The 22,714-nt window shown below is 33.2% G+C and carries 23 protein-coding genes and 1 other annotated feature; of the genes, 20 read left to right on the top strand and 3 right to left on the bottom strand.

What is annotated here, in order from left to right; translation table 11 throughout:
- Positions 1 to 272: 272 nt before the first annotated feature.
- The 10 genes from COC46_RS07890 to COC46_RS07845 all read left to right on the top strand — a co-directional run bounded on the left by COC46_RS07890 (position 273) and on the right by COC46_RS07845 (position 9,447).
- Positions 273 to 1,235, top strand: coding sequence for a hypothetical protein (locus COC46_RS07890; protein ID WP_098809195.1), 963 nt, complete (start codon positions 273 to 275; stop codon positions 1,233 to 1,235).
- A gap of 880 nt (positions 1,236 to 2,115) precedes the next feature.
- Complete coding sequence (locus COC46_RS07885; protein WP_098809194.1) at positions 2,116 to 2,676, top strand: Maf family protein; 561 nt, start codon at positions 2,116 to 2,118, stop codon at positions 2,674 to 2,676.
- Positions 2,677 to 2,697: 21 nt separating this feature from the next.
- Entirely contained in the window at positions 2,698 to 3,384 is a 687-nt protein-coding gene (gene radC, locus COC46_RS07880) for a RadC family protein (RefSeq protein WP_098809193.1), read from the top strand.
- A gap of 135 nt (positions 3,385 to 3,519) precedes the next feature.
- The gene (locus COC46_RS07875; protein ID WP_098809192.1) at positions 3,520 to 4,557 is read left to right on the top strand and encodes a rod shape-determining protein; all 1,038 of its coding nucleotides are present in this window, start codon (positions 3,520 to 3,522) and stop codon (positions 4,555 to 4,557) included.
- Positions 4,558 to 4,730: 173 nt separating this feature from the next.
- Complete coding sequence (mreC, locus tag COC46_RS07870) at positions 4,731 to 5,585, top strand: rod shape-determining protein MreC (RefSeq protein ID WP_098809191.1); 855 nt, start codon at positions 4,731 to 4,733, stop codon at positions 5,583 to 5,585.
- Positions 5,586 to 5,592: 7 nt separating this feature from the next.
- Positions 5,593 to 6,111: a rod shape-determining protein MreD gene (mreD, locus tag COC46_RS07865; protein WP_098809190.1), complete on the top strand. Its 519-nt coding sequence runs from the start codon at positions 5,593 to 5,595 to the stop codon at positions 6,109 to 6,111.
- Positions 6,112 to 6,158: 47 nt separating this feature from the next.
- Positions 6,159 to 6,845: a septum site-determining protein MinC gene (gene minC, locus COC46_RS07860; protein ID WP_098809189.1), complete on the top strand. Its 687-nt coding sequence runs from the start codon at positions 6,159 to 6,161 to the stop codon at positions 6,843 to 6,845.
- 2 nt (positions 6,846 to 6,847) lie between these two features.
- On the top strand, positions 6,848 to 7,642 hold the full coding sequence (gene minD, locus COC46_RS07855; protein ID WP_098809188.1) for a septum site-determining protein MinD: 795 nt from the start codon (positions 6,848 to 6,850) through the stop codon (positions 7,640 to 7,642).
- Between the two features lie 178 nt (positions 7,643 to 7,820).
- Positions 7,821 to 8,594 carry a M23 family metallopeptidase gene (locus COC46_RS07850; RefSeq protein ID WP_255294846.1) on the top strand — a complete coding sequence of 258 codons (774 nt, stop codon included), beginning with the start codon at positions 7,821 to 7,823 and terminating at the stop codon, positions 8,592 to 8,594.
- Entirely contained in the window at positions 8,587 to 9,447 is an 861-nt protein-coding gene (locus tag COC46_RS07845; RefSeq protein ID WP_098809187.1) for a site-2 protease family protein, read from the top strand. The genes COC46_RS07850 and COC46_RS07845 overlap by 8 nt, the downstream gene beginning before the upstream one ends.
- A gap of 190 nt (positions 9,448 to 9,637) precedes the next feature.
- On the opposite strand, the gene COC46_RS07840 is transcribed toward COC46_RS07845, so the two are convergent.
- Positions 9,638 to 10,204 carry a glycosyltransferase family A protein gene (locus COC46_RS07840; RefSeq protein WP_098809186.1) on the bottom strand — a complete coding sequence of 189 codons (567 nt, stop codon included), beginning with the start codon at positions 10,202 to 10,204 and terminating at the stop codon, positions 9,638 to 9,640.
- Between the two features lie 202 nt (positions 10,205 to 10,406).
- Between COC46_RS07840 and COC46_RS07835 the strand changes: the two genes are divergently transcribed.
- The 6 genes from COC46_RS07835 (at position 10,407) to obgE (ending at position 15,067) form a co-directional block, all read left to right on the top strand.
- Entirely contained in the window at positions 10,407 to 11,864 is a 1,458-nt protein-coding gene (locus tag COC46_RS07835; RefSeq protein ID WP_176545093.1) for an Rne/Rng family ribonuclease, read from the top strand.
- Positions 11,865 to 11,925: 61 nt separating this feature from the next.
- Positions 11,926 to 12,003: a sequence feature (ribosomal protein L21 leader region), on the top strand.
- A 13-nt stretch (positions 12,004 to 12,016) separates the two neighbouring features.
- On the top strand, positions 12,017 to 12,325 hold the full coding sequence (gene rplU, locus COC46_RS07830; RefSeq protein WP_025672164.1) for a 50S ribosomal protein L21: 309 nt from the start codon (positions 12,017 to 12,019) through the stop codon (positions 12,323 to 12,325).
- 9 nt (positions 12,326 to 12,334) lie between these two features.
- Entirely contained in the window at positions 12,335 to 12,670 is a 336-nt protein-coding gene (locus tag COC46_RS07825) for a ribosomal-processing cysteine protease Prp (protein ID WP_098809184.1), read from the top strand.
- A 16-nt stretch (positions 12,671 to 12,686) separates the two neighbouring features.
- Complete coding sequence (gene rpmA, locus COC46_RS07820) at positions 12,687 to 12,977, top strand: 50S ribosomal protein L27 (protein WP_025672162.1); 291 nt, start codon at positions 12,687 to 12,689, stop codon at positions 12,975 to 12,977.
- Between the two features lie 246 nt (positions 12,978 to 13,223).
- Positions 13,224 to 13,766, top strand: a complete 543-nt coding sequence (locus COC46_RS07815; RefSeq protein WP_098809183.1) for a Spo0B C-terminal domain-containing protein — start codon at positions 13,224 to 13,226, stop codon at positions 13,764 to 13,766.
- A 14-nt stretch (positions 13,767 to 13,780) separates the two neighbouring features.
- Positions 13,781 to 15,067 (top strand): GTPase ObgE, encoded by a 1,287-nt coding sequence (gene obgE / locus COC46_RS07810; RefSeq protein ID WP_098809182.1) that lies wholly within the window; start codon positions 13,781 to 13,783, stop codon positions 15,065 to 15,067.
- 728 nt (positions 15,068 to 15,795) lie between these two features.
- On the opposite strand, the gene COC46_RS07805 is transcribed toward obgE, so the two are convergent.
- Together COC46_RS07805 and COC46_RS07800 are read right to left on the bottom strand one after the other, a co-directional pair.
- Entirely contained in the window at positions 15,796 to 16,332 is a 537-nt protein-coding gene (locus COC46_RS07805) for a transcription repressor NadR (RefSeq protein WP_098809181.1), read from the bottom strand.
- A gap of 14 nt (positions 16,333 to 16,346) precedes the next feature.
- A complete protein-coding gene (locus COC46_RS07800) occupies positions 16,347 to 17,501 on the bottom strand; it encodes an IscS subfamily cysteine desulfurase (RefSeq protein ID WP_369700030.1) in 1,155 nt (384 codons plus the stop codon).
- Between the two features lie 113 nt (positions 17,502 to 17,614).
- On the opposite strand from COC46_RS07800, the gene nadB reads away from it, so the two are divergent.
- From nadB to COC46_RS07780, 4 genes are all read left to right on the top strand, one after another.
- Positions 17,615 to 19,096: an L-aspartate oxidase gene (nadB, locus tag COC46_RS07795; RefSeq protein WP_098809179.1), complete on the top strand. Its 1,482-nt coding sequence runs from the start codon at positions 17,615 to 17,617 to the stop codon at positions 19,094 to 19,096.
- A gap of 12 nt (positions 19,097 to 19,108) precedes the next feature.
- Positions 19,109 to 19,936, top strand: a complete 828-nt coding sequence (nadC, locus tag COC46_RS07790) for a carboxylating nicotinate-nucleotide diphosphorylase (protein ID WP_098809178.1) — start codon at positions 19,109 to 19,111, stop codon at positions 19,934 to 19,936.
- Positions 19,937 to 19,961: 25 nt separating this feature from the next.
- Entirely contained in the window at positions 19,962 to 21,071 is a 1,110-nt protein-coding gene (gene nadA, locus COC46_RS07785; RefSeq protein WP_098809177.1) for a quinolinate synthase NadA, read from the top strand.
- Positions 21,072 to 21,406: 335 nt separating this feature from the next.
- On the top strand, positions 21,407 to 22,714 hold a 1,308-nt coding region (locus COC46_RS07780; RefSeq protein WP_141550882.1), incomplete at its 3' end, for a LysM peptidoglycan-binding domain-containing protein.

The following is a 22,714-nucleotide window of genomic DNA, read 5'->3' as shown; positions in this document are numbered from 1 at the left end:
CACACGGTTTGTTGATGTACACAAAGGAGCGATCAGTTGGCAATATATAGCGAATTATGACCACTAGAAAATCAATCTGGTGGTTATTTTTATAGCTGTTTTTTGGATTCTTAAATACTGTTTTCTTGTTTGTTTTGGTTTTGAATTGCTTGCTTTTTTGTAATTTTTTGTTGCACGATACATGGTTGCCCTCGACAAATGTCTACGTGTTTTTCTGGAATTATATGTTAGTATTTTTTTACGTTTTAAAATAAAGTAGTAGGAGGATTCATATGGACAAGTCCTCAAAGATATCAATAAAAATTAATGGTGAGGAAAAAGCGTTTAAAGAGGGTGCAAAAACACCTCAAAGTCAGGTGGAGAAGGAAGAAGAATTTGGTTGGGTTTTACCTACGCCTGATGGATTGGGTAAAAAAGTCATCGTTTTAGATGATGTTAAAAAGAAGAAAAAGATTAAGCCAGAACAGAAGGTAAAGCAAAAAAAGAAGATTTCTTTATTCAAAAAGAAATCACCTTCAAAAAGTATTATTATTTCTATAATAGGTGCAAGTTTAATAGGAATATGTTTTGGGTTTGTTTTTTTAGGCATATTTAAACAATCTAAACCAGATGTGCTTAACCCAACTAGTAAAAATGAAGTTTCTGGGACAGCAACAAAACAAGAACAATTGAACATTCCATCAGTTAAATTTGATTTAGCACAAGTTGGAATGTATAAAAGTATGGAATCAGCAAAGAAAAACGTAAAAGAAGTATCTACATTAGGTTATAAACCTGTCATTTATGAAGAGAATGATAATTTTTTTGTTGTCATTGCTTTAAGTGGCAAAGATAGTACTTACTTAAAAGATGAAGTTAAGAAGAAATTTAACAGTGCTTATTTAAAAGAAGAAACAGTTGCTGGACAAGCTTACAAAGGACCAAAACAATCAGTTGATATGTATAAAGCTGAAGTTGAAACATTTAATTTTATGCTATCATATTTAACAGATACTAATTTTAATAACGAAAAACAACTTGAGCAAATAAGCTCAACGATTTTAATTTTGAGCAAGCAAAAGGATTATATACAAAATAAGCAATTAAAAAGTGGACTTAAATATTTACAAAATATCGAAAAAGTATTGTCCTCAAGTAGTAACAAAAGTTTAAGTACGGTAACGGAATCAGTTCAATATGATCTATTATCCTTATTTAAAATATTAAAAGAACAAAAAAATACACTAACAAATTAATTTTGTTAGTGTATTTAGTATGTTGATATATTTAACGTCAACAGTTAAGTGTCGCTAATCGAGACATTTGACGATTATGTTGTAATTATTTAATTATGTTAACTTAATGGGTTTAAAGGATAACTTATTTAAAATATTATATTAACAACAACTTTTAGTATTTTAGTAAATTTCTTTTATCTTCTTCAGATTGTAAACATATTCAAGATGCTAATTGTTAGAAGGCTACGTTCATTTATTAGTTTATAAGATTGAGATTGGCAAATATATTGATTCTTTAATTGATATTTTTCTCTATGTAAAGGGTACAAATAAAGTTCTTTATCGTATGCTTTTTATCTAGAAGAGGTTGATTGGAAAGAAAGGGTGCTCGACTCCTATGGGAAATGCGGGAAGGCTAAAGACCCCCGGCTAGCCGAGGAGGCTCAGATCTCGCCCCATGGAAACGAGCACCCTGTAGTGGAAATCAACGGCATATAGCTTCCTTTAAAATGAAAAATATTGTTGTATAATTGACAAGTTCTTTTTTTAACAATATTTTCAACAACATGAAAACACAGACAAATTAATTTTGTTAGTGTTTTTATTACAAATTGATCGAATGAATTTAATATTTATCATTAAAAATTTGTTAATGTAATTTAAAGGTATTCAAATTTAAGACTAATATTATTATGAAAACACTTGAATTAGACAAAAAATATTTGAAAATGAAATTTTATTATTAGGGTATTTTAATACATAACAAAACTTTCATTTTTATTACATTTTAGTAACGAAATGACAACGAAAAGTGTTTTTTACTAATTTGTGTTATAGTGATTATCTGGGTAGGATAGTCTTGTATCCTTCCTTTAAAATTAAATAATAGGTGAATGAAATGAAAAAACTTATATTAGCCTCTGCATCTCCTCGAAGAAAAGAACTTCTTAGCTTGTTAAATATCCCTTTTATCATTGAAACTAGTGATGTTGAAGAAGTAATGGAGCAGAATTTGCAGTCTTCAGAAATTGTAATAAAATTGGCGGAAGAAAAAGCAAATGATGTATCAAATAAATTTCCAAATGCAGTAGTTATCGGTGCTGATACAATCGTTACTTATAATGATAAAAAACTAGGTAAGCCTACATCAAAAGAAGATGCATTTGCGATGTTAAAAATGTTATCTGGAAAAACGCATGAGGTTTTTACTGGTGTATCAATTATTAATGAAGGTAAAAGTAGTAGTTTTTATCAATGTACAAAAATTACCTTCAGTGAATTAAGTGATCAAGAAATAATTGATTATATCAATACAAATGAACCAATGGATAAAGCTGGTGCTTACGGCATTCAAGGATATGGTGGTACATTCGTAGAGAAAATAGACGGCGACTATTACTCTGTTGTAGGACTTCCGATCAATAAAGTTAAGAAAAAACTTAGTGAACTAAATTTTTAACTTTTGATTTGAGGTGGTACCGTGTCAAATTCGCTTCTCATTAAAGAATTTCCGAAAGATGAAAGACCTAGAGAGCGGTTGTTAAAGTTTGGTCCCGGTAGTTTGTCTAACCAGGAGTTGCTTGCGATTTTATTAAGAACTGGGACAAAAAATGAATCGGTTTTAAAAGTTTCAAATGAACTTTTATTGAAATTTGATGGACTAAGATTGCTTATGAATGCGTCTGTTGAAGAAATATCCAATGTTAAAGGTATAGGTGAAGCAAAAGCTGTACAATTAATGGCTGCCTTTGAATTAGGAAAAAGGATTAATCGACTTCAATATGACGAAAGATTCATTATTAAAAGTCCAGATGATTGTGCTAAATTTATGATGGATGAAATGCGATTTCTTGAACAAGAACATTTTGTATGCTTATACTTAAACACAAAAAATCAAGTTATTGCTCGCGAAACTATTTTTAAAGGTAGTTTAAATGCTTCGATTGTTCATCCTCGTGAAATTTTTAAAGAAGCTTTCCGTAGATCTGCAAGCTCAATTATTTGTCTGCACAATCATCCGAGTGGGGATCCTACTCCAAGTAGAGAAGATATTGAAGTTACAAAACGATTAGTTGAATGTGGAAAAATAATTGGAATTGAATTACTAGACCACATTATAATTGGTGAACATAAGTATGTCAGTTTAAAAGAAAAAGGTTACGTTTAAGGGTGTTCATTAGTAGCTAATTGTTTTATAATGTAAGTTATGGATAAAAACCTGTTATTTACTAACGATAAGAAAATATAGTATAGATACTTTAAATATGAATTTAAGTTGTACGTTTTAGAAAGGAAGATACATATGTTAGGATTAGGCGGATTTACTCGTGATTTAGGAATAGACTTAGGTACTGCTAATACTTTAGTCTTTGTAAAAGGAAAAGGAATAGTGGTTAGAGAACCTTCTGTGGTTGCTTTAAGGACGGATACGAAACAAATTGTTGCTGTAGGTAATTCAGCAAAATTAATGATTGGTCGTACTCCAGGAAATGTTGTTGCAACAAGACCAATGAAAGATGGTGTAATTGCTGATTTTGAAACAACAGCAACAATGATGAAGCACTATATTGATCAAGCTCAAAAGAGTAACGGATTTTTCTCACGTAAACCTTACGTAATGGTATGTGTACCATCAGGTATTACTGCTGTTGAAAAAAGAGCTGTTATCGATGCAACAAGACAAGCTGGTGCACGTGATGCATTCTTAATTGAAGAACCTTTTGCTGCTGCAATTGGTGCTAATTTACCAGTTATGGAACCAACTGGTAGTATGGTTGTTGATATTGGTGGAGGAACAACTGAAGTTGCAATTATCTCATTAGGTGGTATCGTTACAAGTCAATCGATTCGTACTGCCGGTGATGATATGGACGAAGCGATTATTCAATATATTAAAAAGAACTATAACTTATCAATTGGTGAACGAACTGCCGAACAGTTAAAGCTTGAAATTGGTTCAGCTATTAAAATTGATAACGAACAGATGGATATTCGTGGTCGTGATTTAATTTCAGGTTTACCTAAAACAATTACAATTCATGGAGAAGAAATCGCAGCTGCATTAAGCGATACAGTAGCTGCAATTGTTGACTCTGTAAAAAATACATTAGAGAAAACGCCACCTGAATTAGCAGCAGACATTATTGATCGTGGAATCGTTCTTACAGGCGGTGGAGCACTTCTTCGTAATATTGACAAAGTAATTGCTCAAGAAACAAATATGCCTGTAATAGTTGCAGAAGACCCTCTTGATTGTGTTGCAATGGGGACAGGTAAAGCGTTAGATAATATCGATATTTTTAAAAAGAATTTTGGTGCAAATATGAGTCAATATCGATAAAATTGAATGGAAAATGTTTGAAAAATAAGCTAGTTTTCTAAATACGTGAACTAATATATAAGTTCTTTAATAAGAAGATTAGTAAAAATGTGTAATCCTCACTATGATTAGTGAGGATTACACGTATGAATTAGCTATAACAAAAAGTTGAAATGTTATAAGAGGGTGTAAGAATGCCACAATTTTTTCAAAATAAACGTTTAATGATTGTCTTGGCTGCTATTATCGTACTAGTGGCACTTCTAGGCTATTCTTTAAGAAGTAACAGAAACCTTTCAATTCCTGAGCAGTTTATTAAAGATACAGTAAGTTTGACTGAAAAAGTATTTAATAAACCCGCACAATTTATTGCGGGTTTCTTTAATAATATTGCGGACTTAAAAGATACATATGAGGAAAATCAAGTCTTGAAAAGTAAGCTTGATAAATATGTTGAATTATCTGTACGTGAGAAAGCATTAGAAAAAGAAAATAAAGAACTTAAAGACATGATTGGAATCAAAAAGAGTCTAAGTGATTATGATACATTTCAAGCTACTGTAACAATTAGAGATCCAGATAAATGGCAACAAATCATAACAATTGATAAAGGATCGTTAGCTGGAATTGAAAAAGAAATGGCCGTTATTACATCTAAAGGCTTAATTGGTAAAGTGAAAAATGTTTCTAAATTCTCATCAACTGTTCAATTATTAAGTTCGTCAAATCGAACAAATCGAATTTCTGCTAAAATTCAGGAAAAAAGTACGGTTTTTGGTTTGATTGAGGGCTATGATGTTGAGAAACAAGCTTTATTATTAAAACGAATTCCTTCAAATGCGAAAGTAAAAAAAGGACAAACAGTTGTGACATCAGGTCTTGGTGGTGTTTTCCCAGCTAATCTCCCGATTGGAAAAGTTGAGGAAGTTGTTCCTGATGAACATGGTCTAACATTAACGGCTTATATTAAACCACAGGCAGATTTTAATGATATAAATCATGTACTCGCTGTTAAGCGTTCAATTGATCAACAAAAGGAAGGGGAGTAAAGAGTAAATGAGTAAGTATGGTTTACCTCTCCTTTTAACATTTCTTTTTATTTTAGAAAATATTTATGTATCAACTGTATCGCCTAACATTTTTGGACATAATGCAATACTTGTTCCACATTTTTTATTTTTTGGTTTATTATTTACTACACTATATTTCAATCCGAAGAAAGCACTTGTTTATGGTGTTATCTTTGGATTAGTTTATGATATTGTTTATACAGAGGTTATAGGTATATATTTAGCCTCTTTTCCACTATTTATATTTTTAATAAGTCAAGCTATGAAAATACTTTACGCGAATTTATTTATTCGAAGTATACTTGTATTAATATGGACAGCAGCATTAGAATATTTAGTATACGGAATAAATGCTTTATTCGGATTTACTAATATGAATAATACATACTTTATGAATCATCGATTATTTCCGACATTATTACTGAATGCACTATTTATATTAATTTTTGCATATCCTTTCTCATCTTTATTAAGAACTATTCTTGAAAATAATGAGGAAAAATAAAGGATTTTTCGGGTGCATGTCGAATTATACAATCGGGGTGAACACTTATCATGGAACAGAGGCAACAATATGTTACAATAAAAGGAACGAAAGATGGTCTAACACTGCACCTCGATGATACATGTTCTTTTCAGATTTTAGTAGATGAAATTGAAGAAAGACTGTCTACCCACTTGTTTGAGAGCCATGATCGTCCCTTACTTGCAGTTCGTTTAAAAATAGGAAATCGTTTTTTATCTCCCGAACAAGATGAAATAATTCGTTCAATTGTTCGTAAAAAGAATAATCTTGTTGTCGAGACAATCGAAAGTAATGTTATTTCGAAGCAAGATGCTATTGAATGGATGAAAAGGGAGGAAATTGTACCTATTTGTAGAATGGTAAGATCCGGACAGATTCTCCAAGTGAAAGGTGATTTACTGTTAATCGGTGATGTTAACCCAGGTGGAACTGTTATTGCGGGTGGAAATATCTTTATTATGGGTGCACTAAGAGGTACTGCTCATGCCGGTTTTAATGGTAATAAGGAGGCAGTTATTGCGGCATCAATAATGAGACCAATGCAGTTGAGAATTTGCAGCATAATGAACAGAGCACCGGATCATTATGGTGATGAAGGCAATGAGATGGAGTGCGCATATATAAACGAGGACGGCCAAATCATTGTCGATCGCATACAATTTCTGACTCATCTTAGACCTAGTTTGACAAGGTTAGAAAGGGGCATGATGTAACTGTGGGAGAGGCTATAGTAATTACATCTGGTAAAGGTGGAGTTGGTAAAACAACTACATCAGCAAATTTAGGAACAGCTTTAGCGATGTTTGGAAAAAAAGTGTGCTTAATTGACACTGATATCGGCCTACGAAACTTAGACGTTGTTATGGGATTAGAAAATCGCATAGTCTATGATTTAGTAGACGTTGTTGAAGGTCGCTGCAAAACGCATCAAGCACTAATTAAGGATAAGCGTTTTGAATGCTTATACTTATTACCTGCTGCTCAAACAAGTGATAAAACTGCTGTTTCTCCTGAACAAATGAGAGAGCTTGTTGATGAATTAAAAAAAGACTATGATTATATATTAATAGACTGCCCTGCTGGTATTGAGCAAGGATATAAAAATGCAGTAGCAGGTGCAGATAAAGCGATCGTTGTTACAACGCCTGAAGTTTCTTCAATTCGTGATGCTGACCGTATTATTGGATTATTAGACCAAGAGGATATTGAACCTCCTAAACTAGTAATCAACCGTATTAGAGGTCATATGATGGAAAATAAAGATAGCTTAGATGTTGATGAAATAACTACAATGCTAGCAGTCGATTTAATTGGTATTGTACAAGATGATGAAAACGTTATTAAGGCAACAAATAGTGGGGAACCTGTGGCAATGAATCCAAATTCAAAAGCTTCTATTGCATATAGAAATATTGCAAGAAGAGTTTTAGGTGAGTCTGTACCACTACAATCATTAGAAACAGAAAAGAGTATTTTCTTTAAAGTAAAAAAATTATTTGGTATTCGATAACACTTCGTAAAAATGCGAAGTGTTTTCTTTTTTTTAGTTTCTATTTCAAAAGTCATCTATCAACTTTTTTGATTCCTCTAGCTTTAATTGCTGTATCCACTTTTCAAATTATCTACACATAAGTTGTCCAATCATCTCATATAAATGAATCAATAAGGTTGCGAGGAGAGGTGACACTTTGAGTAAGCGCGTAGATGATATAAGAAAGCGGATTGCCAAACGGCGAGAGCAAGAGGAAAAATGGGGAAACCCGAATAACCAGTTGATGACCAAATTTCCAGTAAAAGAAGTCCAGAATTCTGAGGGCGGATATACTTATACGTATGATGATTTGGTAGAAGAGCAAGGTAAGAAAGTAATGAATAACTCTAACTTTATGTTTAGAAGTTTATTATGTGCGATTATTGTACTAGTCTTAGCCATCATCTTAAAAAGCAGCTCACCTCTAGCTTCTCAGGTACGGCATGGTTTATCACAAGTTTATGATAGTGAATTTCAATTTGCTTCATTACAGAAATGGTATGAAGATCGTTTTGGGAGCCCGATTTCTTTCTTACCAAAGTTAAATGATAAAAAAGAGAATGTAGGAAAAGATGACTACGCTATTCCTGCAAGTGGAAAAGTATTGCAAAGTTTTAAAACGGACGGCCAAGGAATATTGATTCAAACAGAATCAAACCAGAAGGTTGAATCAATAAAAAAAGGTCGAGTTATTTTTGTAGGCAAGAAAGATAACCTAGGGAATACGGTCATTATTCAACATGCCGATGGTTCAGAATCTTGGTACGGTGAATTAGGAACAACAAACGTAAAGGTTTATGACGAAGTGGCTAGTAAAAAGGTGATCGGAACCGTATCTTCTAATGATGAAGGAAATCTAGGAACTTACTATTTTGCAATTAAAATGGGGGAAAAATTTATTGATCCGAAACAGGTGATTCCATTTGAATAAATGGCTAATGCTTCCTTCAAAGCTTTCAATTCATCCGTTATATTTATTAATAGCATGCATCGGTATTTTGACTGCTAATTTCTGGTCAGTATTGTTTGTATCAATCATTATTTTCTGCCATGAATTAGGTCACGCAATAGCTGCTACGTCATTTAATTGGAGAATTAATAAAATTACTCTACTACCCTTCGGAGGAGTAGTAGATCTCGATGAACATGGAAATAGATCAACCTATGAGGAGTTTATTGTTACAATTTCTGGCCCCATTCAACATTTAGCTTTATATATTATTGCTAAATTCCTTTTCCAAATGAGTATGATGCCTGAACATCTATATAGCCTTTTTATTAGTTATAATGTTAGTATTCTTTGCTTTAATTTACTACCAATCTGGCCACTAGACGGTGGTAAATTAATATATCAGTTATTTTCATTAATTTTCCCGTTCGTTAAAGCTCATATATATAGTTTATACTCCTCATTTGCATGCTTAGTCTTATGTACAATGATTACTATATTTATTCAACCAATGAATATTACAGTTTGGGTTTGTCTACTATTTTTAATCGTTTCCTTATGGGGAGAATGGAAAAATAGGCATTTTGTCGTTATTCGATTTTTAATGGAACGATTTTATGGAAACAAACAATCTATCCAAAAAATTAAATCAATCTCATTAAATAAAGAAACAAAATTATTTCAAGTCTTTTCTAACTTTCAAAAAGGGTATAAATATAATGTAGTCTTTTCTATAGATAAGAAGAACCAACAAATGCTTGATGAAAATGAATTATTGCATGCATACTTTACTGAGAAGAAAGCAACGCATTCACTTGAGGAACTAATTAGTTAGAATTCAAGTAGTCTGTAAATTAATTTAATAAATTATTGAAAAATGATGAGAGGCTGCTCCAAAAGGTAGATTTCAGCTTTGAAATTTAAAAAACAAAACGCAAGAATGTTGTTGATTTAACAACATTCTTGCGTTTTAAATTTGACGGTTTTTTAATCAAACAGGGCTTTTGAGACAGCCTCTTTTTAATTTACACATACCAAGAGGAGTCTTTTGGAATGTAATCATAGTGATACAAGATGGAAGGTATTCTTTTTTGATTTTTAATATCATTTGAAACTCTTCTGCCCCATTCATCGTCTTCACCAAAACTGATATTAAGGAATTTATGTGAAGAGGCAATTTTTTTTGAATAGCACATTAAATGATTTGGTTTTCGATAATAATAATTTTCATCTTCTCCATGTGCAAACTCTCTTCCATATTTACAAACCTTTGAAAATTGGTTGTTAAAATTTACTAATACGTCAAATACAATACAGTCAACATCTGGTGTTTCATTAATAGCTGAGCACAATAATTCGATATAATTTGGTTCGATCCGATCATCATCATCTATAAATACTACATAATCACCTTTTGCCTGTTCAATTAGAACATTTCTTTTTTCGCCGATTGTTCTTTTTTTATTTTCTAAAAGTACTAATATTTCAACTGGATGAGTTTTACTCTGCTTATCTAATTCATTAATAATACGATTTAAATACCCCATTCTTTCGGGTACGGTTGGAATTAGAATCGATAGAATTATATCCATATAATCACTCCTATCAAGATCAGGATTAAGTAAAAGAAAGGGAAAAATCATCATCTTCGTTAAAGAAGAATGAAAGTAGAATCTTAATATAATATTCAAATTTAAATATTCATGTGAATAGGCTATTTAGATTATATTAATTGGCTTTTTTCTATTTAAACGCATAAAATGATAGATACTATACATAGTTAGGAAGATGAAATTGAAGAAAGTTATTATGAATGTAAAGCATTCAGAAAAAAGGATTGCCGTAACTGAAAATGACCAATTAGTAGAGTGGTTTTCATCAGCGGATAAAAATACATATGTAGGAAATATATTTGTAGGCCAAATCCAAGATGTAATGCCAAAATTGAATGCTGTTTTTGTAAACATTGGTTTAAATAAAAATGGCTTTATGAGATTTGAAGATACGATTGAAGGGAAAGAATCTGATATAAATTCAGCCGAATTAATAAGAAAGAAGTTCCATAAAGGGCAATATATTTTAGTACAAGTTATAAAGGATGCTTTTGATGAAAAAGGGCCTAAACTAACGAATAATCTTGAGTTTTCAGGTGAGTATGTAGTCTATTTCCCACTTACAAAGCAAGTAGCGGTATCAAATAAAATAAAAAAAGAGTCGAAACGAAATAAATTATATTCATTAGGTCGTGAACATGCGAGTCAAGGTGAAGGGGTAATATTCAGATCCTCATGTGAAAATGCCGATACAGATGCAATAATAAAAGAGTTAAATGACTTTCAAACATTGTATGAGTCATTAAAAACCAAAAGTTTTAAAAAAATCACGTGTATCTGGGAAGCAAATTCACTGTTTTCTAAGTTTTTTAAATTACATCCAAAAAATACAATTAGTGAAATAATCATTGATGATTTAGCGACTTACAAAAATTATTTGCCGGAAGATATACAAACAACTAGTTATAGAGCTAACGAAAATATTTTTGTGGCTTACAAAATTGAAGAACAAATACAGAAATCATTTAAACAAATTGTCTGGTTAAAGAATGGTTCATTTCTTATATTTGAGCAAACCGAAGCTATGACAGTAATAGATGTAAATACTGGTAAATTCAGTGGGAAAAATGATCGTGAAGAAACTGTTTATCAAACGAATGAATTAGCTGCAACAGAGATTGTTCGCCAATTAAGACTTAGGGATATAGGTGGAATGATCATCATTGATTTTATAAATATGAAATCAAATGAGAAAGAAAAAAATATTTTTGATCTATTAAAAGAATCATTTAAAAATGATCGAGCCTATACGAAACTATTTGGGTTTACTGATCTTGGCTTGTTTGAACTTACCCGTAAAAGAACAGCTCATTCGCATATTGAAGCAACACATCAGAAGTGCCCAGAGTGCAATGGTAGTGGACTTGTAAAGAATACAGTTCAAACGGTTTTTGAACTAGAACGATCACTTTGGGAACTCTCAGCGAGTAGTGAAATAGAGGCAATACTTATTGAATGCAGTGAGGATGTTGCAAAAGCTTTAAATGGTGTACAAAATAACCATATTCAAAGACTGGAAAAAGCATTGTTTTTAAAGATTTATATAAAAATGATTTCTTCAAAATCACCTTTTTATGATATTGTTAGAGTCGGTACGACAAAGGAAATTTCAAGCTACTTAGAAACAGTTAATAACTGAAGTAGTTGTTGACATTCGACATACGTCGTGGTAACATCATAATGTTATTGTTTGTAGCGCACCCGTGCTACAACCGCACATGATAGGTATTAAATTGCTATTTTTAGCATGCCTATTGGTGGCGAGTCTTAGACTATTGAGGAGGTGCAATTATGTACGCAATTATTGAAACTGGTGGTAAACAAATCAAAGTTGAAGAAGGTCAAGCAATCTACATCGAAAAGCTTGATACTAACGCAGGTGAAACTGTAACATTCGACAAAGTTTTATTCGTAGGTGGCGAAAACATCAAAGTTGGTAGCCCAACTGTTGAAGGAGCTACTGTAACTGCAAAAGTTGAAAAGAACGGTAAAGCTAAAAAGATTCTTGTATTCAAATACAAATCTAAAAAGAACTACCGTCGTAAGCAAGGTCATCGTCAACCTTACACTAAAGTTGTTATCGAAAAAATCAACGCTTAATTTTAAGTAATGACTAAAATAACAATTGAACGTATAAAAGATGGACGTATAGGTTCCTTTAAAATAAGTGGACATGCATTTTTTTCTGATTACGGTACTGACATTGTATGTGCTGGTATATCAGCAGTTTCAGTAGGAACTGTTAATGCTTTGGAAGCAATTTGTCATATTGATTCAGAAATCAATACGGTTATTGATGAAAAGAAGGGATTCTTGAAGTATCAATTACCGGTCGATTTAAATGACGATGATATGCAAAAAGCGCAACTTATCCTTGAAGCGATGATCGTATCTTTACAAACTATCGCTGCAAGTTACGGTGACTATGTCACTATAAACGAGTAAAACAGGAGGTGTAACCATGTTAAAATTAAATCTTCAGTTATTTGCTTCTAAAAAGGGAGTAGGTTCTACAAAAAACGGTCGTGACTCAATGTCAAAACGTCTTGGCGCTAAACGTGCTGATGGACAATTCGTAACTGGTGGTTCAATTCTTTACCGTCAACGCGGCACTAAGATTTATCCAGGTGTAAACGTTGGTCGTGGTGGAGATGACACATTATTTGCGAAGGTTGATGGCGTAGTTAAATTCGAACGTTTAGGCCGTGACCGCAAACAAGTAAGTGTATACCCTGTAGCTCAAGAAGCTTAAGAAACTAACTTAGGAACTCTAACCTTTTAGGTTAGAGTTTTTCTTTACATATGAATATGTAAATTTCTAATAAATTGCTTTTTAACGTCAAAGAGATGTTGATATAGCAACCTCTCAAACAATATGCTCCGAGACTCGGCATTTTACAAGCTAAAGTCTAGTTTGAGACGATAATCAAAATGCCGAGTCTACTTTATTATATTACCTTCATAAATACCAAAAATGTGAAACCTATAGGAGAATACAATGCAGGAGAAATGGGACGTTCTAGAGGTATTAAGACATTCACGTCATGATTGGTTAAATCGAATTCAATTAATAAAAGGTTACTTGGCCACTGGTCAAACTGAACAGCTAGAAGAAACGATGACGAAAATAGTGGCGGATTCATTAAATGAAGCTAAAGTTTGTTCGTTACAAATTCCAGAGTTTGCAGAATTTATTATTACCTATAACTGGAAGCCTCGTACAATTGTACTAGATTATGAAATTTTAGGAGAACCATGTTCGCTTAAAAATTTAGACGAAGTGATGACAGGTTGGATTCAAAATTTTTTAGAAAAACTAGAATCTTGGGTACATATTTATGAGGAAAATTTTGTTAGTTTAACAATTGAAATAAATGATAAAACAGTTAGTTTCTTTTTTGACTTCAGAGGTAAACTAACTAAGAAAGAAGAAATGTTGAAGTGGATTGTTTCATCATCAAATGACAGCTCAAAAATTAGAATGATGTCATATTTTTGTGAGACAGAAGAATGCAGTATCGAATTTAAAATGGAAAAATAAAGAGTGGTGGATTTATGTTTATTGATCAAGTCAAGATATATGTAAAAGGTGGAGACGGTGGAAACGGTATGGTTGCCTTCCGTCGTGAGAAATATGTACCAAAAGGTGGCCCAGCTGGTGGAGACGGTGGTAAGGGAGCTAATGTTGTTTTTAAAGTAGATGAAGGTTTAAGAACATTAATGGATTTCCGTTACAAACGTCATTTTAAAGCAGATCGTGGGCAACATGGTATGTCGAAAAATCAACATGGTAAAAATGCAGAAGATATGATTGTAAAAGTACCGCCTGGAACAATCGTAACAGACGCTGATACTGGTGAATTAATAGCTGACCTTACGATGGATGGTCAAACATCTATTATTGCTAGAGGAGGCCGTGGAGGTCGAGGAAATAGTCGATTTGCAACTCCTGCAAATCCTGCACCAGAAATTGCTGAAAATGGTGAACCAGGTAAAGAAAGAAACATTCAACTAGAACTTAAAGTTTTAGCTGATGTTGGATTAGTTGGTTTCCCGAGTGTTGGTAAATCAACATTATTATCTGTTGTAAGTTCTGCTAGACCAAAAATAGCTGAATATCATTTTACGACTATTGTTCCGAATTTAGGTGTAGTAGAAACAGAAGATAACCGTAGCTTTGTTATGGCAGATTTACCAGGGTTAATTGAAGGCGCGCATCAAGGTGTAGGACTTGGGCATCAATTCTTACGCCATATTGAAAGAACACGTGTAATTGTTCATGTAATTGATATGTCAGGTCTTGAAGGCAGAGATCCATATGATGATTACTTAACAATTAATCAAGAGCTAAAAGAATATAACTTACGTTTAACTGAACGACCTCAAGTGGTTGTTGCAAATAAAATGGATATTCCCGAGGCTGAAGAAAACTTAGCTAAGTTTAAAGAGCAAGTTGGAGATGAAGTTCAAATTTTCCCAATTTCTGCAGTAACACGCCAAGGTTTACGTGATTTATTATTTACTGTTGCAGATTTAGTTGAATCAACTCCAGAATTTCCACTTCATGATGAAGAGGAAGACAAACCATTACGAGTTCTTTATAAATATCAAAAAGAGGAACCTACTTTCGAGATTACTCGTGAAAGTGATGGAACATTCGTTGTTAAAGGTGAAGAGCTTGAAAAACTATTCAAAATGACTAACTTTGAACGTGAAGAGTCAATTCGTCGATTTGCACGTCAAATGCGTGGTATGGGGATTGATGAAGCATTACGTCAACGTGGTGCTAAAAATGGAGATATTGTTAAAATTTCTGAATACGAATTTGAATTTATTGATTAATAATTTCAATAGTAAGAGAGGGTGTCCTATAGGATACCTTCTTTTTTTAGTTCTTAAAAAGACGAAGTGGGTTGCAAATAAGTGTTATCTCTGCGCAAATAAATGAAGAGATAGCAAATAAAATTAAAGAATACGCAAATAAAATTAAAGAAACAAATAAGCCCAAGTGTCCCGCAAATAAATGACGAACTGCAAATAAAATTAGAGAAACCGCAAATAAGTGTTCTCTCTACACAAATAAACTATGAAAGGTAGCAAATAAGTGATGAACTGTAAATAAAATTAGAGAATATGCAAATAAAATTGGAAAATCGCAAATAAAATTAGCAAAACTGCAAATTAAAATAGTAAAAAAGCAAATAAAACCTTACAATTCGCAAATAAGATAAAAAATTACCCATACCCGTTATGGTATTACTGAGTAGAAGCTGAACAATTGTAGCTAATTTCAAATGGAAATAAGCAAATTTGTTTTATTTCTTTCTAATTTATAGAAAAAATGAGTGAAAGTCTGTTAAAAATCAAAAAAATGATCGATAAATTCAGCTACAAATGAAAAACGAGACAGAAATACCCCTCCCTCGTACTTTTGACTAACACAAAAACCCTTTATTTATGACAAATAAAAGGGGAGCCCATGTGTCACTAGCCTGACTAAAAGAGCCCCCTAAAAAGAATTCCAACATTTTTTTCTGATTGTTTTACTCAAACTATCTTAAATCCTAGGCCTAAGGCATCTCTACTAAAAAACCTTCATTTTTTAATTCATTTATCGCACTTTCAAGTTTTTGTTCACTATCTGCCTCTATCGTGTGAAGGTGAGTTCCATTTGTTAAATTAGATAGAGGAACAGACCTGGTTTCTGCCATTTTTTGAAGAAATAAGTTTATATCATAACGGTTTGTTATTTGTAATTGAGCTGTAATGTATCCATAGACAGGATGCTCAACCATTACGTCTTTAACAGTTACGCCGTGATCGACTAAAATTTCTAATTCTCTTTGGGTATCTTCGGCTGTATGGTGACAAATAATTACTTTTCTAATTTTGTCGGTTTCTTTATTAGGATGAATATAAATATATCCTTGAGCAGTTGCTAATATAGGTTCGTCTTTCGCCTTTAATAGTGTTATATCACCTACGACGACTTGTCTGCTGACATTTGCTCTTTTTGCTAAGGAGTTGCCTGATAAGGGTGACTCAGATTCCTTTAGCCATTGTAAAACGTTCTTTCTTCTTTCTTCCCCTAAAAGTTTTTTATTCATTGTAAATTCCTCGATTAAAAATTTTGGTTAATAATTAATTTTAACACAGAAGAAAATTTTATTAAGTCTTCTTCTGTAGTCTGTGTACCGATTGAGACTCTGAAAAATTGTTTTGCCTCATGAGGGTCTTTCCCAATAGCTAACATCGTTTCTGACGGTTTTTGCATACCGATTGCACAAGCGCTTCCGGTTGAAATGGCCAATTGATGTCGATTACATTCGAGCATGACAAACTGGCCTTCAAGTCCAATGATCCTCATTCCAATTATATTCGGAATACACTCATCATCTAAACCTTCAAATTTTACAAGATGTTGAATATCCTGTAACTGTGATTTTAAAACTTTTTTTAAATTGTGACATCTCTTTTGCTCTTCTTCTTTATTTTTTATTAGATGTCCTGCTGCTGTTACAAATGATGCAATTGCAGGGACATTAACTGTACCAGGACGAATTCCACTTTCATGGGAAGTGCCAGGATAGATGGGCTGATGAGTTAATTTTGGATTTAAATAAAGTGCTCCTATACCTTTTGGACCATATACCTTATGACCTGAAATACTAATACTAGAAATTTCAGATTTTGAAACATCAATATCAATTTTTCCAAATGATTGGACACAATCGCAATGTAGCAAAATATTGGATGATTTAAATAAATTGGCGATTTCGTTTATAGGTTGAATCGTACCTATTTCAGAGTTTACATGTTGAAAAATGCCTAAAACAGTATCTTCACGAATAGCGTTTTTAATCACTTCTAATGAGATCATACCGGTAGCTGTAACTGGTAAATATGATATTTCATATTCCTGTTCTTCCAATACTTTTAAATAATTACTAATTGAAGAATGCTCTAATGTTGTAGCCAAAATATGCTTTCCGACTTTTTTTGTACTTTTTAAAAGGGTTTGAATCGCAATTAAATTTGATTCAGTTCCTCCACTTGTAAAGTAAATTGAAGCTGGACTAGCACCTATAAATTCTGCTAATTGCTTGCGACAAGCTTCAAGTAAAAGAGATGCCTTTGACCCAATATCATGTAAACTTCTTTCATTTCCAAAGTAATTTTTAGAGGCGGTTACAAATGTTTCAATTGCTTCTTCACTCATGGGAGTTGTAGCAGCATAGTCTAAATAAATCAATTTAAGGGCTCCTTTTTTTCGCATTAAAAAAAAATTTCTTGTCATTAGTTTAAATATATGTAAATATAGGTGTCAAGACAGCTTTTTTATCTATAAGATAAAATTTAAATAGATGTACTGTAAATGGAGGAGCAACTATGCGAAATGCAGATGTTGTCATTATTGGCAGTGGGATTGCTGCTTTAATGGCTGCTGAGGAAATTTGCCAGTCTAAAAATGTGATTCTATTCACAAAGAGAAAGGTTTGGGACAGCAATTCGATGCTTGCACAAGGTGGAATTGCAGTTGTAATGTCAGAAGATGATTCTTGGGAACTTCATAAGCAAGATACGCTTGAAGCGGGTTGTAATGTTAATAATATAGACGCAGTAGAAGAGCTAGTTAAAAAGGGAACAATGTCAATGAATGACCTTGTTTCTATTGGTATGGAATTTGATAAAGATGAATATGGTCAGTTCCATTTAGGTAGAGAAGGGGCGCATCGGAAAAATAGAATTTTACATTCCGGTGGAGATGCTACTGGAAAGCATTTAGTTGAAACTGTTTATGAGCGGATAAAAGATAAAATAACGATCATTGAAAATGAAATGGCAATTGATTTAATGATTCAAGATGGTAAATGTAAAGGTGTTTATACACTTAATGATAATGGAGATTTAAAAACGTATTTTGCAAACACGATACTGCTGGCAACAGGCGGCATAGGAGCAATGTTTCAATTTAGCTCGAATAATCAGGCAATAACTGGAGATGGAATTGCTATGGCTTATCGAGCTGGTTGTGAAATGACTGATTTAGAATTTATTCAATTCCATCCGACAATGCTTTATATTAACGGTTCATGTAAAGGGTTAGTTTCAGAAGCAGTTAGAGGTGAAGGAGCTTACTTAGTAACAAAGACTGGTCGTAGAATTATGAATGGAATTCATCCTTTTGAAGATTTAGCACCAAGAGATGTCGTTAGTAGGGCGATTTTTAATGAAATGCAAAATGGGGAAGAAATCTATTTATCGATTGAAATGATTGATGGATTTGAACAACGTTTCCCAACAATTACATTAAATCTGATTCAAAACGGTATTGATTTAAAAAAAGGATTGATTCCAGTTGTTCCAGGTGCACATTTCCACATGGGTGGAATTAAAACAACTTTAAATGGGGAAACAACAATTCCTGGATTGTATGCTGTAGGGGAAGTAGCTTGTACTGGTGTTCATGGTGCAAACCGACTTGCTAGTAATTCATTATTGGAAGGGATTGTGTTTGGAAAAAAGGTTGCCAGATTTATTGCTGAACATCCTTTAGACCCAGTAGATGAGAATCAACCAAGATACATGATACCAAGATTTAGAACATTACCTACAAAAGATGAAATGAAACAAACAATGATGAAGTATATCGGTATTGTAAGAAATGAAGAAGATTTAGAGAAAGCAATTAAATATTTTTCGTACTTCTTAGAATCTAAAACATTAGATTCCCGCCCGATGAACAAAGAAGAAATAGAAAGATACAATATGCTTACTACTGGAAAATTAATTGCGGAAGCAGCTTTAAATAGAAAAGAAAGCATCGGCTCACATTTTATAGAGTATATAGATCAACCAGCTAATATTTGAGGAGAGATTATCGTGAATACATTAAAAGCTAAAAAAATGATTGAGCAATTTTTATTAGAGGATATTGGAGAAGGTGATTTATCTTCTATGCATATTTTTCCAATGCATGAAAGAACGACAGGAAAAGTACTTGCAAAAGCGGACGGAATCATTTCTGGAACAGAATTAATCGGAATAACTTATAAATTGCTTCATGAAAATGTTTCAGTAACACTACATGTACAAGATGGTGAGTCTGTTCAGTCAGGGCAATTACTTGCAGAAGTAGAGGGCCCTGTACAAGTTTTATTATCGGGTGAAAGAGTTATGCTTAATCTTTTACAACGAATGAGCGGGATTGCAACACTTACTTCAAAAGCAGTTGAAACGCTAAATGATGAGAAGATCAAACTAGTCGATACAAGAAAAACGATGCCAGGTTTACGTTTGTTTGATAAGTATGCAGTTACATGTGGTGGGGGAGCAAACCACCGATTCGGTTTATATGATGCTGTGATGCTTAAAGATAATCATATTGCATATGCAGGTTCAATAAAAAATGCAGTTGAGTCATTACGTAATAAATTAGGTCATATGGTCAAAATTGAAGTCGAAACTGAAAATAAAGATCAAGTACTACAAGCAGTTGAAGCTGGTGCAGATGTAATCATGTTTGATAATCGAACACCAGATGAAATAAAAGAATTTGTTAAGCTTGTACCAGAAACTATCGTAACGGAAGCCTCTGGTGGAATTACTTTAGATAATTTAGCAAGTTTTCAATACTGTGGAGTAAATGTTATTTCTTTAGGCTGTTTAACACATTCAGCAAAAGCATTAGATATAAGCTTCTACTTGTAATATAGAAGGGATTGGAGTGGGGACAATGAACGTATTAGATATGATTCAAAAAAATGAGGGTTATCAAATTCCTGATGAGTATTATAAATTATCTACTGAAGAAATGGAAAAAAGAGTAAGAGACATTAAAGAGAGATTAGGTGATACTCTTTTCATTCCAGGTCATCATTATCAAAAAGAAGAAGTAGTAGTTTTTTCAGATTCAACAGGGGATTCCTTGCAACTAGCTCAAGTTGCTGCTAATAATAAAAAAGCAAAATATATTGTTTTCTGTGGTGTACATTTTATGGCAGAGACTGCAGATATTTTAACTGAAGAAGAACAAATTGTTATTTTACCGGATATGCGAGCAGGTTGTTCAATGGCAGATATGGCAGATCACCATCAAACTGATCGTGCATGGGTAGAATTACAGAAGCTTTTCGGAGATACTATTTTACCTTTAACATATGTTAATTCAACTGCTGCAATTAAAGCGTTTGTCGGAAGAAATGATGGTGCAACCGTAACATCATCAAATGCTAAAAAGGTAGTTTCCTGGGCTTTCACACAAAAAGAACGTATCTTGTTCTTACCTGATCAACATTTAGGCCGAAATACAGCATTTGAATTAGGGGTACCATTAGAGCATATGGCGATTTGGAATCCGATAACGGACACTTTAGAATATGAGGGAGATATTAATAACATCAAAGTTATACTTTGGAAAGGTCACTGCTCAGTTCATGAGAATTTTACAGTAAAAAATATTGAGAATGTGCGAAAGAATCATCCAGATATGAGAATTATTGTACATCCGGAATGCTCTAGAGAAGTTGTGGCAGCAAGTGATGATAATGGATCTACTAAATATATTATTGACCAAATCGAAGCAGCCCCTGCTGGAAGTAAATGGGCAATTGGAACTGAGATGAATCTTGTACAAAGAATTATAAAAAATCATCCAGATAAAGAAATCATTTCTTTAAATCCATTTATGTGTCCTTGTTTAACAATGAATCGTATTGATTTACCTCATTTATTATGGTCTTTAGAAAATATCGAAAAGGGTAACATCCAAAATATTATTACAGTTGATCAACAAACTGCTAAAGACGCAATTAAAGCATTAGAAAAAATGCTTGAGCTTGCTTAAAAATAAAATATCAATAAAAAGTTATCATCATTTAGTTCAATTGAGCTAAATGATTTTTTTTACTGTAAGAAAGTAAATTAACAACGATGAAGAAAAAACGACTAATTTCCAGTTATAACATTAATATAAGTGCAACTACGCCTAGTCTTCTCTTAGAGGCTCGCCAATTGGTGAGATTTTTTAAAAGAAAAACAAGAAAAAAGTAAATACTTATACAAGCTTACTCTTCATAAATTAAAATACCTTCTATCATAAATACAAATATTCAGACATACATTGTTGTGAGGTACTAATGTACAATCCAACGTAGAGGCAATTGGTCAGGAGGGGAAAAGGTGAGAATTCACATAGTTATAAAGGGCGATACCCTTAAGAGCATTGCTCAAAAATATAACATTGACTATGAAGAGATAGTTAAATTAAATGCCCAACTAAGTAATCCAGATATGATCTATCCTGGCATGAAAATAAAAGTGCCAGAAAGAAGTGAGAAACCAGCTCCATTAGGTTCTACAAAGGAAGTAAAACTTTCTAAAGAACCTAAGCCAAGTATTGCTTTGAATGTAGAAGAAGGAAAACAAGTTCAACCCGTAGCTGAACAACCAAAACCTGCTGTCCAACCGAATACTAAGCCTGCTGAAAATAATTTTAATATTAATGTAGAGGTTTCACCGTCAGTAAAACCTGTAATTCAGGTACCTATTCCACCTGCAAAACCGACTGTATCACCTGCGACAAATAATGCGAATCAACAAGTATCTCCTGTTCAAACTGGAAAACCAAATGCGAACATACCGCAAGTTGTTTCGCCAGTGGCAGTTAAAATTCCGACAATTGATAATAAATCAAATGTGAACACCAAGGGAGGACAAAGCATGTCAGAGAAAAAGAACTACTTCCCAGGATCGTTGGTTTCTCCAACAACTCCAAATACGCAAGTATCTCCTGTGGAAACAGGAAAGCCAAATCAACAAGTATCGCCAGTATCTACTGGAAAGCCAAATCAGCAAGTATTACCGGTAGCAACAGGAAAACCAAATGCGCAAGTATTACCAGTAGCAACAGGAAAACCAAATGTTCAAGTATCACCAGCAGCAACAGGAAAACCGAATGCGCAAGTATTACCAGTAGCAACAGGAAAACCGAATGTTCAAGTATCACCAGCAGCAACAGGAAAACCGAATGCGCAAGTATTACCAGTAGCAACAGGAAAACCAAATCAGCAAGTATCACCAGTATCGACAGGAAAACCAAATCAGCAAGTATCGCCTGCAGCAACAGGAAAACCGAATATGCAAGTATCACCAACGGCAACAGGAAAACCAAATGCGCAAGTATCACCTGCTGCTTCCAATAAAGCCCAAACATTACCAGCATATATGGGTCCAAATAATGCACCACAAACATTACCAGCATATATGGGACCAAATGAAAACTTCCCACAAACATTACCAGCATATATGGGACCAAATGAAAACTTCCCACAAACATTGCCAGCATATATGGGGCCAAATGAAAACTTCCCACAAACATTGCCAGCATATATGGGACCAAATGAAAACTTCCCACAAACATTGCCAGCATATATGGGACCAAATCCGAATGCACCACAAACATTACCGACATATATGGGACCAAATCCG

This window comes from Bacillus sp. AFS041924, from assembly GCF_002577195.1.
In the GTDB taxonomy this organism is placed as follows: Bacteria; Bacillota; Bacilli; order Bacillales; family Bacillaceae_G; genus Gottfriedia.
This window is presented reverse-complemented; position numbering and strand designations above follow the sequence as displayed.